12 protein-coding genes and 1 tRNA gene are annotated in these 14,554 nt (G+C 63.4%); all 13 read right to left on the reverse strand.

The window, feature by feature from the left end; genetic code table 11:
- Positions 1–13: 13 nt before the first annotated feature.
- The 13 genes from KY494_RS10915 to KY494_RS10975 all read right to left on the reverse strand — a co-directional run bounded on the left by KY494_RS10915 (position 14) and on the right by KY494_RS10975 (position 14,483).
- Positions 14–1,396 carry an undecaprenyl-phosphate glucose phosphotransferase gene (locus KY494_RS10915; RefSeq protein WP_219133357.1) on the reverse strand — a complete coding sequence of 461 codons (1,383 nt, stop codon included), beginning with the start codon at positions 1,394–1,396 and terminating at the stop codon, positions 14–16.
- A gap of 8 nt (positions 1,397–1,404) precedes the next feature.
- Positions 1,405–2,652: an XrtB/PEP-CTERM-associated polysaccharide biosynthesis outer membrane protein EpsL gene (gene epsL / locus KY494_RS10920; RefSeq protein WP_219133355.1), complete on the reverse strand. Its 1,248-nt coding sequence runs from the start codon at positions 2,650–2,652 to the stop codon at positions 1,405–1,407.
- 50 nt (positions 2,653–2,702) lie between these two features.
- Positions 2,703–3,374, reverse strand: a complete 672-nt coding sequence (locus tag KY494_RS10925; protein ID WP_219890945.1) for a CAAX prenyl protease-related protein — start codon at positions 3,372–3,374, stop codon at positions 2,703–2,705.
- Positions 3,375–3,649: 275 nt separating this feature from the next.
- The gene (locus KY494_RS10930) at positions 3,650–5,542 is read right to left on the reverse strand and encodes an ATP-binding cassette domain-containing protein (RefSeq protein ID WP_219890946.1); all 1,893 of its coding nucleotides are present in this window, start codon (positions 5,540–5,542) and stop codon (positions 3,650–3,652) included.
- A 172-nt stretch (positions 5,543–5,714) separates the two neighbouring features.
- Positions 5,715–5,789: transfer RNA gene (locus KY494_RS10935), tRNA-Arg, on the reverse strand.
- Positions 5,790–5,910: 121 nt separating this feature from the next.
- On the reverse strand, positions 5,911–6,303 hold the full coding sequence (locus KY494_RS10940; protein WP_219891562.1) for a RidA family protein: 393 nt from the start codon (positions 6,301–6,303) through the stop codon (positions 5,911–5,913).
- 26 nt (positions 6,304–6,329) lie between these two features.
- Positions 6,330–7,484 carry an acyl-CoA dehydrogenase family protein gene (locus KY494_RS10945; protein ID WP_219890947.1) on the reverse strand — a complete coding sequence of 385 codons (1,155 nt, stop codon included), beginning with the start codon at positions 7,482–7,484 and terminating at the stop codon, positions 6,330–6,332.
- Position 7,485: 1 nt separating this feature from the next.
- A complete protein-coding gene (locus tag KY494_RS10950; protein WP_219890948.1) occupies positions 7,486–8,340 on the reverse strand; it encodes an enoyl-CoA hydratase family protein in 855 nt (284 codons plus the stop codon).
- Between the two features lie 10 nt (positions 8,341–8,350).
- Positions 8,351–8,872 carry a MarR family winged helix-turn-helix transcriptional regulator gene (locus KY494_RS10955; protein WP_219890949.1) on the reverse strand — a complete coding sequence of 174 codons (522 nt, stop codon included), beginning with the start codon at positions 8,870–8,872 and terminating at the stop codon, positions 8,351–8,353.
- Positions 8,873–8,885: 13 nt separating this feature from the next.
- Complete coding sequence (locus KY494_RS10960) at positions 8,886–9,686, reverse strand: SDR family NAD(P)-dependent oxidoreductase (protein ID WP_219890950.1); 801 nt, start codon at positions 9,684–9,686, stop codon at positions 8,886–8,888.
- A gap of 1 nt (position 9,687) precedes the next feature.
- Positions 9,688–12,063 (reverse strand): bifunctional salicylyl-CoA 5-hydroxylase/oxidoreductase, encoded by a 2,376-nt coding sequence (locus KY494_RS10965; RefSeq protein WP_219890951.1) that lies wholly within the window; start codon positions 12,061–12,063, stop codon positions 9,688–9,690.
- Positions 12,060–13,679, reverse strand: a complete 1,620-nt coding sequence (locus KY494_RS10970; protein ID WP_219890952.1) for an AMP-binding protein — start codon at positions 13,677–13,679, stop codon at positions 12,060–12,062. Before KY494_RS10970 ends, KY494_RS10965 begins: the two co-directional genes overlap by 4 nt.
- Before the next feature lie 93 nt (positions 13,680–13,772).
- Positions 13,773–14,483 (reverse strand): response regulator, encoded by a 711-nt coding sequence (locus tag KY494_RS10975; protein ID WP_219890953.1) that lies wholly within the window; start codon positions 14,481–14,483, stop codon positions 13,773–13,775.
- Positions 14,484–14,554 lie beyond the last annotated feature (71 nt).

The raw sequence follows: 14,554 nt of genomic DNA on the forward strand, positions 1-14,554 counted from the left end.
GCCTGTCGTACCATCAATGGGCATTTTCCCGTTTCAGCACCACTTGCACCGTGCGCACCACGATCCACAGGTCCAGCCACAGCGACCAGTTACGCAGATAATCCAGGTCGAAATGCACGCGCGCTTCCATCTTGTCGAGGGTTTCCGTCTCGCCCCGCAAGCCATTGACCTGCGCCCAGCCGGTAATGCCCGGCTTGGCCTTGTGGCGCAACATATAGCCCTTGATCAACTTGCGATACTGCTCATTGTGTGCCACTGCGTGTGGTCGCGGGCCAACAATACTCATACGCCCTTGCAACACATTGATAAACTGCGGCAACTCATCGAGCGAACTGCGGCGCAGGAAAGCGCCGATGCGCGTCAGGCGCTGGTCATCCTTGGTGGCCTGCACAACCTTGGCACCGTCTTCCGACACCGTCATCGAACGGAATTTATAGACGATAATTTCTTCGCCATACAGGCCGTAGCGACGCTGCTTGAAAATGACGGGACCGGGCGAGGTCACCTTCACGGCGATGGCAATCATCAGCATCAGCGGCAGCAGGCACAACTGGATCAGGCAGCCAAGCACCAGGTCGCTCATGCGCTTGATCGTGCTGTTCCAGCCGGTAAATGGCGATTCGCAGATGGCGATGACGGGCATGCCGCACACGTTGTCAAAACGCGCCTGCATCAGGTCAAATACATAAATATCCGGCAGGAAATACACCGAGGTGGTGGTGTCCTGCAATTCATCGAGCAACTTGCGGATGCGCGGCTGCGCCGAGATGGGCTGGCTGATGAAAATCATCTTGGTCTGCTTGCTGCGGACGTAAGCGGCAATCTCATCCATTCGGCCCAGCATCGGGTGATCCATGCCTTCTGGCCAGCGCTCCTCTTCCCGGTCGTCAAAGTAGCCTTCCACCTGCATGAACAGGTTCGGGTGCTTGCTGATGGCGTCGGCAAAGCGCACGCTGACATTGTTGGCGCCGATGATGGCGACAGAGCGCACTTCGTCGCCGTTGCCCTGGATGGAATGCGCGCGCCGCGCCGCCAGTTGCAGGAAAATCAGCAGCAACGGCGTGATGACAAACCAGGCATACACGACCTTGACATGATAATGCTGCGCCAGGCCGCTGACCACGCCGAGCATGACCAGGATCAGCGCCGTGATGGCCCAGCCGACGATCACGTCGCGCGCATAGGCCCACATGCGCCCGGCACGCCAGGCGCGATACGGATCGATATGCTGATAGATGGACGATGAAATGAAAAACGCCAGTATCATCAATACCAGGGCATAACCGTCGAAGGAAGAACCGAGTACGATCGAGCATCCATACAGCGTGAACATGATGACCAGAGGGTCAAGCACACGCTGGAAAAAGGAAATCAGGGGTATATCGTTAATCGTCATTTTACTTTTCAGAATTGAACATTGGCGGAGAACGAAACCCCTTGGGCTCGGTAACTATTGCTGCCCACGATAGGATTGCCACTGCGCCTGCCGCGAAATGCATCGGCTTCCAGCGTGATGTTGCGCAGCGGTGTGTAAGTCAGGCCCAGCGAACTGCTGGTGCTCGCATCGGACAGGCCACTCAGGGCCGTGAAGCCATTGATGGTGCTGAAGTCACGCTTCTCGTGCTGCACCTGGGCATTGACACCCACCTTGGCCGTAGCGCTCCAGAAGGCCGCCACGCTGGCGCCCTTGTTCAGGCTGCTACCAACGATGCCGCCCTCGACCACCTGGAATTCGCGCCACAGTGCCGCATTGAAACGCAATTTTCCCGTCGCCACCCAATCGGCAATCAGGCGGCCGTTGGTGCCGCTGCTGCTGCCCGCACCCGACAGCGGATGCGTACGCCGCACCCAGCCGCCGAGGAACGACAGCTTGGTCGGTCCGCTGACGAGCCACAGCACATTGGCCTTGATTTCATCCTGCGTGTAATCGTTATCGGGAAAACCCGTCCCTGCGCCGCCCTTGAATTGATAGTCCGACTTCAGGCGGCGCAGCTGCACGCCCACCTTGCTGCCGCTGGCGGCGAGATAATCGAGACCCAGTTCGGTCGCGTCTTCCGAGCGGTTGTTGATCTTTTGCGCGCGCAATTCATAGTCCGCATCGAAGCGCGAAACACCTGCGCGCACCTGCCAGCTGGGATGGAACAGCCAGGTCACATCCGCATAATGGCGGCGCTGCGTGCGCAAATTGCGCTCGCTGGAATTGGTATCGGCAAATGGCGCCAGCGTTTCAAGGTAGCTGGTACCCAGATGGCCCTGTACGTGGTTGCCCAACTGCCAGGCCCAATCGACCAGCGCGTCCTTGCCGTTGTAATCGAGTTCCGTAAAGCGGTTGAAGGTCACGCGGCTCAGCTTGGCGTAGCCCGTGAACAGCTGCCGGCCGACGGGACGTTCGAACAGGAAGCCGCCCTGCACCGTCCGGCTGGTATCGCCCAGATCCGGCGTTTGCCCCGGAAACTCGCTCAGGCGCAGCAAGTTGTCGTCATAGGCAATCGACGTCTGGATGAACGGATGAATCGTGTCGCTGATTTCAGCATGGACGGCCGTGCTGAAGACAGCGCCGATCAGCAGCGACAGCGGGCCCAGGCGCGGCGTACGAAAAACAGCTCGTGCTGCATCACCGGCAGCACACTTTTTTTCAGTCAAGCTCAACATTTTTTTCATCTTTGTGATTACTGCATTAACTAATGGCGCCGATGACGCGATTACCAATAAGCCCATTGCCCAGTCATGAGTACCCAGACACCCAGCAAGCCATTCGTCACGCCGTGCGCGATGATGGCCGCCCACAGGGTGCGAAAACGCACGTAGAGCCACCCATATGCTAAGCCGGCAACAATGCCCGCAAACCACAAATTATGTTCAAAGCCAAACAGTATCGCCGTAACAACAATATAGCGAAATCTCAGCAGTGACGGTTCAACGGCCAGAAAATTCGGCGATTGTAACCAACGTAATAGAAAGGAGCGCCAGAACAACTCTTCCATCACGGGCACCACCAACGCGGCGCCGGCGATGCGCGCCAGCACCAGTGGCCAGTCGTAGCCATTACCGGAGCGCGGATCGAAACCGGCCGACTCGCCGATGACCATCCAGGAGGCGCCCAGGTTGAGCCACAGCACCAGCACCACGATGCCCGCCAGCACGGCCCAGACAATGGCACGCCAGCCCATGACCGCCGGACCGGGCCAGGCCAGCTCCGTATAGTGCCGGCGATATCGCCACAGCAGAGCCAGAACGACGCCAATTTTCACCACATACAAATAGCGTAGTTGCTCCTGAGCATAGCCCGCCCATATTAACACATCAGCAATAAGAATAAAAAATAGATAAGTAAAAAAAGGCAGCACGCGTGGCAGCGCGAGTCGGTCAAACATGAAGGCGCTCCCCCGTTTCCGGTCTGGTGATGGCTGGCAAATACAGATTGCTTGCGGCCGGCGCCGCTACAATAACAACACGGGGAATAGTATCAGCAATATTGTCTTTGATGCATCAACAAGACGCAATGCCGCTCCGGGGTCTGTAACGGAGAGTATGTTACCACCCGACACGCTACACGCGTCGGGCGGCAACACCCGCTTCAGCCAGAGTTTATCACTACAGTATCAATTTTGATATTGATTGCCGCAGGCGGCAATCAATGACAGGCAACTCAGCCTTTGGCGCGCGCTTCGATCGCTTCCCACTTTTCTAGCGCTGCCAGCAACTCTTTCTCGATTTCCGCCACGCGCGCATTGAGGCGTTTGCCTTCGGCCGGCGTTTTCTTGTAGAAATCGGGATGCGACAATTGCCCTGCCAGCACGGCTTGCTCATCTTCCAACGCCGCCATGATGTTAGGCAGTTCGTCGAGCTCGCGCTGCTCCTTGTAGCTGAGCTTTTTCTGCTTGGCCGCCGGTGCGGCAGCCTCGACCTTCACGGCCGGCTTGCTGGCTGGCGCCGTGGCGATCGGCAAGGTGCCCACGCGCTCCCAGTCCGTGTAGCCGCCGACGAATTCGCGCCACTTGCCCTCGCCTTCGGCGACGATCACCTGCGTGACGACGTTGTCGAGGAAAGTACGGTCATGGCTGACGAGGAAGACGGTGCCGGTGTATTCTTCCAGCAACTCTTCAAGCAATTCCAGGGTATCGATATCCAAGTCATTGGTCGGCTCATCGAGCACCAGCACGTTGGCCGGCTTGGCGAACAGGCGCGCCAGCAGCAAACGGTTGCGCTCGCCACCAGACAGCGACTTGACGGGCGAACGGGCGCGTTCCGGCGCAAACAGGAAGTCGTTCAGGTACGTCATCACGTGGCGGCGCTGGCCATTGATCTCGACCCAGTCGCTGCCCGGCGCGATGGTTTCCATCAGGTTCGCTTCTTCGTTCAGCTGCGTGCGCATCTGGTCGAAATACGCCACTTGCAGCTTGGTGCCCAGGCGGATGGTGCCCGTGTCCGACTCTTCCTGGCCCAGGATCATCTTCAGCAAGGTGGTCTTGCCGGCGCCGTTGGCGCCGATCAGGCCGACCTTATCGCCGCGCAGGATGGTGGCGCTGAAATCCTTGACGATGACCTTGTCGCCATAGATCTTCGAGACGTTTTCCAGGTCCGCCACGATCTTGCCCGAGCGTTCGCCGGCCGACACGTCCAGCTTGACTTGTCCCTGCTGGTCGCGGCGCGCATTGCGCGTCAGGCGCAGCGCTTCCAGGCGGCGCACGCGGCCTTCGTCACGCACGCGGCGCGCCTTGACGCCCTTGCGTATCCACACTTCTTCCTGCGCCAGGAACTTGTCGAACTTGGCGTTTTCCACGTCTTCGATTTCCAGCTGCTCGGCCTTGCGTACTTGGTACGCCGTGAAGTTGCCCGGGTACGACAGCAAGCGGCCGCGGTCGAGTTCGATGATGCGCGTGGCAACGTTGTCGAGGAAGGAGCGATCATGGGTAATGAACAGCACGCTGCCCTTGAAATCGCGCAACAGGCCTTCCAGCCACAGGATGGAGCTGAAATCCAGATGGTTGGTCGGCTCATCGAGCAGCAGCACGTCGGGCGCGGACACCAGCGCGCGCGCCAGTGCGACGCGCTTTTGCATCCCGCCCGACAGGGTTTTCATCAGCATGTCGCCCGTCAGGTTCAGACGATCGAGCACGGTTTCCACCTTGTTCGGCAAGCTCCACGCATCGGCCGCATCGAGTTTGACCTGGATGTCGTGCATGCGTTCCATCAATTCGTCGTCATTGCCCTGGCCAAACTGGCCCGTCAACTCGTCGTATTCCTTCAGCCATGCCTGCGATTCGCCCATGCCGGAGGCGACGGCGTCGAACACGGACATGTCCGGGTCGAATTGCGGTTCCTGCTCCACATACGCGATCTTGATGCCTTGCTGCATCACCAGCAAGCCGTCATCGAGTTTGAACTTGCCCGAAATGACCTTCAACAGCGACGATTTGCCGGTGCCGTTGCGGCCGATCAAGCCGACCCGTTCCGAGTTTTCCAGTGAAAATTCCGCGTGATCAAGCAGCGCGACGTGACCGAACGCAAGTTGCGCCGATGAAAGAGAAATGACAGCCATAATGAGTAAGAGTGCTCGGGCGCCGTTTCCTGCACACCGCGTGGTGCGCAAAACAGCTGCCGATTAGATGAATGAAGCACGCATTGTACCGATATCTCGGACTTCAATCGCTATCGACCTGTAATTGTTGCCCGCATGAAGTCAGGCTGCCGACGCGCGCTGCGTGGAAATGTGGTGTCGCCAGCAGGAATCGAACCTGCATTTAAGTCTTAGGAGGACCTTGTACTATCCATTGTACGATGGCGACACGCGCAGCGGCATTATACAGGCTGGCGCGCGCCATTGACAGCTTGCCAGGCACGCGCATGGCTGTTGGCGCTCCAGCCTGTCGGAAATGATACTGATGTGCAATATTTCAGCACCGGCTCTTAGTCGGGCAGCACCGCCGTCACCTCGATTTCCACTCTGGCGCGATCCTCGATCAGGCCGGCCACCTGCACCGCCGTCATCGCAGGAAAATGCTTGCCGATCAGCTCACGGTAGGCCACGCCGATTTGCGGATACGCCGCCACGTACTCCTTCTTGTCGAGCACATACCAGTTCATGCGCACGATGTGCTCGGGCAAGGCGCCCGCCTCGGCCAGCACGGCGACGATATTCTGCAGCGCCTGGCGCACCTGCCCCGCGAAATCGTCCGTGTGAAACTGACCCTGCGCATCCCAGCCTATCATGCCGCTGACATACACCGTGCGCCCGCTGGCGGCCACGCCGTTCGCATAGCCGCGCGGCCTGGCCCATCCCGCTGGTTGCAGCACTTGCATCGTGTTCTCCTGGTTATTCATACCGTTCATGCGTCCACCGCCGCCTCGCGCAGCAATTCGCGCGCGATGATCAATTGCTGTACTTCGCTGGCGCCCTCGTAAATGCGCAAGGCGCGAATTTCGCGGTACAGGCGCTCGACCGGATGCCCGCTGACCACGCCCATGCCGCCGAACAGTTGCACGGCAGCGTCGATCACCTGCTGCGCCGTCTCGGTGGCCGTCAGCTTGGCCATCGCCGCCTCCTTCGTCACCTTGCGGCCCTGGTCGCGCTGCCAGGCGGCGCGGTAGGTAAGCAGGGCGGCGGCGTCGATGCCGGTGGCCATTTGCGCCAGCTTGGCCTGCGTCAGCTGGAAGTCCGCCAGGGTCTGGCCGAACATCTGGCGCTTTGTCGCGTGGCGCAGCGCTTCATCGAAGGCGCGCCGCGCAAAACCCAGCGCGGCGGCGGCCACCGAGGTGCGGAACACGTCGAGTGTCGCCATCGCCACCTTGAAGCCCTGCCCCGCCTCGCCCAGGCGCTGCGACACGGGCACGCGGCAATTGGCAAAACGCAGGCGCGCCAGCGGATGCGGCGCGATCACGGCGATGCGCTCGGCGATTTCCAGCCCGGGATTGTCGGCATCGACGATGAAGGCGCTGATGCCGCGCGCACCGGGCGCCTCGCCCGTGCGGGCGAACACCACGTAAAAGTCGGCGATGCCGCCGTTCGAGATCCACGTCTTTTCGCCATCGAGCACATACGCGTCGCCGTCGCGCCGCGCAGCGCACGCCATGGCCGCCACGTCGGAGCCGGCCTGCGGCTCGGAAAGGGCAAACGCGGCGATGCGCTTGCCACTGGCCACGTCCGGCAGATAGCGCGCCTTGTTCTCCAGGTTGCCGAACAGGCCGATGGCGCCGGAACCGAGTCCCTGCATGGCAAAGGCGAAATCGGCCAGGCCGTCGTGGCGCGCCAGGGTTTCGCGCATCAGGCAAATGGCGCGCGTGTCGATCTTGCCATCGGTGCCGGTGGCGTGCGCTAGCCAGCCGCCCTGCCCCAGTTGCGCCACCAGCGCGCGGCAGGCCGCGTCGATGTCGGCGCCATGCGCGCCATCGAGGTGCTGCGCCGCCCAGGCATCGAGCGCACGCTCAAGTTCGGCGTGGCGCGCCTCGAAAAATGGCCAGTCCAGATAGCTCGTATCACGCATGTCAATTACCCTCGAACTGTGGTTTTTCCTTCGCCACGAAGGCGTGATAGGCGCGGTGGAAATCGTTGGTGGCCATGCAAATGGCCTGCGCCTGCGCTTCCGCCTCGATGGCTTCATCGACGCCCATGTTCCACTCCTGCTGCAGCATTTTTTTCGTCATGCCGTGCGCGAAGGTGGGGCCGCCGGCCAGGCCGGCGGCGAACAGCTGCGCCGCCTCGGCCAGTTCTTCCGGCTCGACCAGGCGGTTGAGCCAACCCCAGCGCTCGGCCTCGGCGCCGGCCAGGGAGCGCCCCGTGTACAGCAGTTCGGCGGCGCGGCCCTGGCCGATCACGCGCGGCAGCAAGGCGCAGGCGCCCATGTCGCAGCCGGCCAGGCCCACGCGGGTAAACAAAAAGGCCGTCTTGCTGCGCGCCGTGCCGATGCGGATGTCGGACGCCAGCGCCAGCATGGCGCCGGCGCCCGCGCAAATGCCGTCGATGGCGGCGACGATGGGTTGCGGACAGGCGCGCATGGCTTTTACTACATCGCCCGTCATGCGGGTAAACGCCAGCAGGCCGGGCATGTCGAGCTGCGTCAGCGGGCCGATGATGTCGTGCACATCGCCGCCCGAGCAGAAATTGCCGCCGCTGCCAGTGATCACCACAACCTTGACGTCGTCCGCATGCGCCAGCGTGCGGAACAGCTCGCGCAGCTCGGCATAGGAATCGAAGGTGAGCGGATTTTTGCGCTCGGGCCGGTGCAGGGTCAGGGTGGCGACGCCTGCGTCGACGGAAAACAGAAAATGCCGCGCGGCGTAGTCGGCCAAGCTGGCGCGGTTGCCTGGCAGGTCTTGCGGCTGGCCGGGTAAGTGGCGCATGGTGCTTCCTTTATTTATCGATGATGTCACGATCGTGTTCATTCAAGTGCTGTTTCATCTGCGACAGCAGTTCGATCAATCGGGTTTTGTCGTCCGGCGTCACGCCGTGCAGCAGTTCGGCGATCCAGCCCTCGTGCACGCGCGCCATCTCGTCGAAGGCGCGCCGCCCGGCCGGCGTCAGCTTGACGCTGTACGAGCGGCGGTCCTTCGGGTCGACCACGCGCACCACCAGTTTTTCCTGCTCCAGTTGGTCGGTGATGCCCGTGATATTGCCGCCCGTGACCATCATGCGCTTGGACAGTTCGCCCATGCGCAAGCCTTCGGGAAAGCGCTCGAGCTGCGCCATCAAGTCGAAGCGGGGCAAGGTGATGCCGAAGCTGGCGCGCAAGCGCGTGCGCACCTCGTTTTCGATTTTCACCGTGCACGAGAGCATGCGCAGCCACAGCTTGAGCGACTGGTGGTGGTCCTGCGTCAGGCGGCTGGACAGGTCCAGTACCGGTTGTTCTTGCGCGTCAGCGCTTTCTTTATCCATGATCTTCATTCAGTTACATTACTTCACCGCCGGCGACGGCGATCGATTGTCCATTCATGGCGGCCGATGCGGGCAGGCAGAGCCACGCCACCGCATCGGCCACTTCCTGCGGCTGCACCAGCCGGTGCTGCGGATTGGCGGCCGCCAGTTCCGCGCGCGCCGCGTCTTCGCCGCGCCCCGTCTTGCGCACGATATTCTGCACGGCTTGCGCCACCATGTCCGTTTCCGTGTAACCGGGGCAGACGGCGTTGACGGTGACGCCGCGCGGCGCCACTTCCAGCGCCAGCGCGCGCGTCAGGCCAATCACGCCATGCTTGGCGGCGACATAGGCGCTGACGTAACGGTAGCCTTTCAAGCCCGCCGTCGACGCCACGTTGACGATACGTCCCCAGCCCGCTTCCAGCATGGCCGGCATGGCGGCCTGGCAGCAGTGAAAGACCCCCGTCAGGTTCACGGCCAGCATCTGCTGCCAGATGGCGGCGTCCGTCTTGCCGAAGGGCGCCGCGTGCGCCTGGCCCGCGTTATTGACCAGTATATCGATGCGGCCGAAATGCGCCCCCGCCTGCGCGAAGCCGGCCTGCACGGACGCTTCCACGCTCACGTCGAGCACGCAGATGGCCACCCTGCCCGCGTGGCCCGCCTCTTCCAGCTGCATGCGCGCGCGCGCCAGCCGCGCGCCATCGCGCCCGGCCAGGGTGACCCGGGCGCCCGCGTCGAGCAAGGCGCACGCGCAGGCCAGGCCGATGCCGCTGCCGGCGCCCGTCACCAGCGCGTGTTTTTCTGACAGCGTGTCCATCAATGCTTGCTTGCTCATGTCATCCTTCCAGCAGCCGCGCGGCCACCTGTTGCGGGGTGAGGCCCGTGCTGGCGGCGGCCAACTGGCGCTCGCGCTGCAGATTGCGTTCCAGCTGCTGCTGGCCCGGCCGGTACTGTTTCGGCCACGCTGCGCCTGCGCCGCTGTAGCCGATGCGCGCCATTTCGGTCAGGGTCCAGGCCGGGTTGGCCAGGTGCGGGCGGCCCACGGCGCACAGGTCGGCGCGCCCGGCGGCGATGATGCTGTTGGCGTGGTCGGCCTCGAAGATGGAACCGACGGCCATGCTGGCGATGCCCGCCTCGTTACGCACGCGGTCGGCGAACGGCACCTGGAACATGCGTCCGTACACGGGCTGTTCGAGTTTACTCACCTGTCCCGAGGAACAGTCGATCAGGTCGGCGCCGGCCTGCTTGAACAGGCGCGCGATGACGACCGCATCGTCGGGCGTGATGCCGCCTTCCACCCAGTCGTGGGCCGAGATGCGCACGCTCATCGGTTTATCTTGCGGCCAGGCGGCGCGCATGGCGCGAAACACGCGCAGCGGATAACGGCAGCGGTTTTCCAGGCTGCCGCCAAATTCGTCGGTGCGGCGGTTGGTCAGCGGCGAAATAAAACTCGACAGCAGATAGCCGTGCGCACAATGCAGTTCCAGCCAGTCGAAACCGGCGACGGCGGCCGCCAGGGTGGCGTGCACGAAGTCCTGCTCGATGCACGCCAGGTCGCTTTCCGTGGCCGCGCGCGCCACCTGCGACACGCCGGCCAGGTACTGCTGCTCCGAGGCCGAGATCAACGGCCAGTTACCCTCCCTGAGTGGCAGATCGATGCCGTCCCACATGGGCCGCGTCGAGCCTTTCGCGCCCGCGTGGCCCAGCTGCAGGGCGATCTTCGCATCGCTGTTGGCATGCACGAAATCGACGATGCGCCGCCACGCCTGCGTATGCGCTTCGCTGTACATGCCGGGGCAGGCGGGCGTGATGCGCGCATCGGCCGACACGCACGTCATCTCGGCAAACACGAGGCCCGCGCCGCCCATGGCGCGCGCGCCCAGGTGCATCAGATGGTAGTCGCCCGCCACGCCATCGACGGCGCTGTACTGCGCCATCGGCGAGACGGCGATGCGGTTTTTCAGCAGCACGCCGCGCAACCGGAACGGCGTGAGCATGGGCGGCAAAGCCTGATCCAGCATGTCCACGCCGGCCTGCTCGCCCGCGCGCCGCGCCAGCCACGATTCATAGTCGGCCACGTACGCGGGATCGCGCAGGCGCAGGTTTTCATGTGAAATGCGCTGGCTGCGCGTGAGCATGGAATAGGCGAACTGCGGCGCTTCCATGGCACTGTAGCGCTCGACGTTTTCAAACCACTCCATGGAATTGCGCGCCGCGCTCTGGATCTTCAGCACCTCGATGGCGCGCAGCTGCTGGTAGGCGGCCAGCGCGGCATCGCTGTCGGCATGCTGGCCGAAGCAGCGCGCCAGCTCGATCGCGTCTTCCAGCGCCAGCTTGGTGCCCGAGCCGATCGAATAATGCGCCGTGTGGGCCGCGTCGCCCATCAGCACGACGGGCACGCCGTCCTGCCGGTGCACCCATTGCCGGCAAACGATGCGCGGGAAGGTGATCCACTGCGCCGAGCCGCGCAAGTGCGGCGAATTGCTCAGTAGACCTTGCCCATCGAGTTCCTCGGCGAACAGCGCTTTGCAAAAGGCGATGCCCTCTTCCTGGCTCATGCTATCGAGCCCCGCCGCGCGCCACACGTGTTCCGGCGTTTCGACGATGAAGGTCGACGTGTCGCCGTCATATTGATAGATATGCGCCTGGAACCAGCCGAATTCCGTCTGGCGGAAGGCAAACGTGAACGCCTCGAATTTCTTGCGCGTGCCCAGCCAGACGAAGCGGCAATGGCGCTGCTCGATCTCGGGCTGGTAGCTGGCCGCATAGCGCGTGCGAATGCGGCTGTTCAAGCCGTCGCTGGCGATCACCAGCTCGGCGCCGTACTGCTTCGCGATGGCCTGGTCGTCCTGCACTTCCGTCTCGAACACCAGCTGCACGCCAAGTTCCTCGCAGCGCGCCTGCAGGATATTGAGCAGGCGCTTGCGGCCGATGCCGCAAAAACCATGGCCGCCGGAGCGCACGGTCTGACCCTTGAAGTGGATCTCGATATCGTCCCAGTGGTTGAACGCTTGCAGGATGGCGCGCGCCGTCGGCTCGTCCGCGTTGGCCAGGTTGCCCAGGGTCTGGTCGGAAAACACCACGCCCCAGCCAAACGTGTCGTACGGGCGGTTGCGCTCGATGACGGTGATGCGGTGATCCGGGTTCTGCTTTTTCATGAGCAGGCTGAAATACAGGCCGGCGGGACCGCCGCCGATGCAGACGATATTCATGGGGTGTCCGTGCGAAGTTTGAAGCGCTGCAGCTTGCCCGTTTCCGTGCGCGGCAGGGAAGGCAGGAAACGGATGGCGCGCGGATATTTATACGGGGCGATCTGCTGGCGCACGAAGTCCTGCAATTCAGCCGCCAGCAGGTCGCTGGCCTGAAAACCATCCTTCAGCACGATGTGCGCCTCGACGATCTGGCCACGCTCGGCATCGGCGCGCCCCACGACGCCGCATTCGGCCACGGCCGGATGGCGCAGCAGCGCCTCTTCCACTTCCGGGCCGGCGATGTTGTAGCCGGCCGAGACGATCATGTCGTCGCTGCGCGAGCGGTAATAGAAATAGCCGTCGGCATCCATCTCGAAGGTGTCGCCCGTCAGGTTCCAGCCGTTCTGCACATACTCGCGCTGGCGCGGGTCGGACAGGTAGCGGCAACCGGTGGGGCCTTTCACGGCCAGGCGGCCCGTCACGCCGGGCGGCTGCGGCACGCCCGCGTCATCGACGATGCAGGCCTGGTAGCCGGGAATGGCCTTGCCGATGGCGCCGCGGCGGATGCCCTCGCCGGTGGCGGAAATGAAAATGTGCAGCATCTCTGTGGCGCCGATGCCGTCCGTCATGGCCAGTCCCGTCGCAGCCTGCCAGGCGTCGCGCGTGGCCAGCGGCAGCGCCTCGCCGGCCGAGACGGACAGGCGCAGGCTGCGCAGCTCGTGCTGCGCGGCCAGGGGCACCATCTGGCGGTAAAAGGTGGGCGCCGTGAAGCAGATCGTGGCGTGATAGGCACCGATGGCGCGCAGCAGACCCTCGGGCGTGAGTTTTTCCAGCAGCACGGCGCAAGCGCCAAAGCGCAGCGGGAACAGCAGCAGGCCGCCCAGGCCGAAAGTGAAGGCCAGCGGCGGCGTGCCGATGAAGATATCGTCGGCGCGCACCTGCAGCATGGAGCGGGGAAAGCAGTCGCAAATGGCCAGCAGGTCGCGCTGCATGTGCATGGTGCCCTTGGGCACGCCCGTCGTGCCCGAGGTAAAGCTGATCAGGCAGACATCGTCGGCCGCCGTATCGTGCGCGGGAAATGGCGCATCGTGGGCGGTCATGTGCCGTTCCAGTTCCGCGTCGGCGGCGCCAAAGCACAACATCGGCGGCAAACCGGGCACGCCATCGAGTTCCGCGCGCAAGTCCTGCGCGCACAGCACGGCGTTCACTTCCGCCTTGGCGAGGATGGTGGACAGTTCACGCGCGCGCAGCAGCGGCATGGTGGGCACGGCGATGCAGCCGGCCTTCAGCACGGCCAGCAGGCAGGCGGCCATCATCGGGGTATTCGCGCCGCGCAGCAGCACGCGGTTGCCGGGAATCAGGCGCAGGTCGGCGCGCAGCACGTGGGCGATGCGGTCGACCTGCCGCGCCAGATCGACGTAGCTCCAGCGCTGGCCGTCGGCAAGGATGGCGATGCGCTCGCCGCCACCGCTGGCGACGGCCGCATCGAGCAGCACGGCGACGCAATTGAGACGGGGCGGATACTGCAGCTCGGGCAAGTCCAGGCACAGCTGCGGCCAGAGTGCGCGCGGCGGCAGGTGCGCGCGCGCAAAGTCGTCCTGGGGAGATGCGGTGCTAGGCGAAGGGTCGCTGCTCATGCTCATCCTGGCTGGTAGCGGGCGCGTGCACATGGCCCGAAAGCAGATACTTTAAACCTAAAGTATTTTTCCAGCAAGCGAAAAACAGTAGATTCAGTCGACGCCGTCCTGTTGCCGTAGCAAGCGCGCCTGCTGCGCCACGCTGCGCGTCAGTGCGCCCAGCGCCGCCTGTATCTGCTCGCCATCGAGCACCGAAGCCTGCAGCAGGGCCATCATGCCAGCTTCCGCCCCATGCAAACCCAGGGTGCGGCAACCGAGGTGCAGCCGTTCGAGCTGCTGGCGCGCCTGGACCGGTTCGCCGCGCGCCAGCAAGGCGTCGACCTGTTCGCTGGCGGCGCCCACCTGCCCCTGGAAACCCGTCAGGTAGGCCTGCAGGCGTTCGCTGTCGATGCCGAGGCGCTGCAAGGTGTCGCGCGGCGCCTCGGCCGGCAATGCGGAGACGTCGAAGCAGGCGTCGATATGCTGGCGCACCTGCTCCGGCTGGAAGGGCTTGACGATGTAGCCGGCGGCACCGGCCTGCACGGCGTCGCGCACCGTATCCTGGTCATTGGCCGACGATACCAGCACCAGCGGCATGGCGTCGAGCGCGCTGTCGGAGCGGATTTTCTGCAGCAGCTCCATGCCGGACAGGCGCGGCATGCGCAAATCGCAAAAGCACAGCGACGGGCGCAAGCCCCCTTCGAGCTGCTCCCACGCCGCCGCGCCATCTTCGGCTTCCACGATATCGTGCACGCCGCAGCTGTCGATCAGATGCATCAATACCATGCGCGACACGACATCATCGTCAACCACCAGTACTTTCATTGCTTTCTCCATTGCCGGCGGCGTCAGGGGCCTGGCCGTATTCTACCCAGTTTCGCCGCGCGCTCGAAGGC

The organism is Janthinobacterium sp. PAMC25594 (assembly GCF_019443505.1).
In the GTDB taxonomy this organism is placed as follows: domain Bacteria; phylum Pseudomonadota; class Gammaproteobacteria; order Burkholderiales; family Burkholderiaceae_D; genus Janthinobacterium.

Bases quoted from the DNA above. Each gene is read 5' to 3' on its own strand.
- KY494_RS10945 (WP_219890947.1), bottom strand. From the start codon at position 7,484: ATGCGTGATACGAGCTATCTGGACTGGCCATTTTTCGAGGCGCGCCAC.
- KY494_RS10970 (WP_219890952.1), bottom strand. From the start codon at position 13,679: ATGAGCAGCGACCCTTCGCCTAGCACCGCATCTCCCCAGGACGACTTT.
- KY494_RS10930 (WP_219890946.1), bottom strand. From the start codon at position 5,542: ATGGCTGTCATTTCTCTTTCATCGGCGCAACTTGCGTTCGGTCACGTC.
- KY494_RS10940 (WP_219891562.1), bottom strand. From the start codon at position 6,303: ATGCAAGTGCTGCAACCAGCGGGATGGGCCAGGCCGCGCGGCTATGCG.
- KY494_RS10955 (WP_219890949.1), bottom strand. From the start codon at position 8,872: ATGGATAAAGAAAGCGCTGACGCGCAAGAACAACCGGTACTGGACCTG.
- epsL (WP_219133355.1), bottom strand. From the start codon at position 2,652: ATGTTGAGCTTGACTGAAAAAAAGTGTGCTGCCGGTGATGCAGCACGA.
- KY494_RS10960 (WP_219890950.1), bottom strand. From the start codon at position 9,686: ATGAGCAAGCAAGCATTGATGGACACGCTGTCAGAAAAACACGCGCTG.
- KY494_RS10950 (WP_219890948.1), bottom strand. From the start codon at position 8,340: ATGCGCCACTTACCCGGCCAGCCGCAAGACCTGCCAGGCAACCGCGCC.
- KY494_RS10975 (WP_219890953.1), bottom strand. From the start codon at position 14,483: ATGAAAGTACTGGTGGTTGACGATGATGTCGTGTCGCGCATGGTATTG.
- KY494_RS10965 (WP_219890951.1), bottom strand. From the start codon at position 12,063: ATGAATATCGTCTGCATCGGCGGCGGTCCCGCCGGCCTGTATTTCAGC.
- KY494_RS10915 (WP_219133357.1), bottom strand. From the start codon at position 1,396: ATGACGATTAACGATATACCCCTGATTTCCTTTTTCCAGCGTGTGCTT.
- KY494_RS10925 (WP_219890945.1), bottom strand. From the start codon at position 3,374: ATGTTTGACCGACTCGCGCTGCCACGCGTGCTGCCTTTTTTTACTTAT.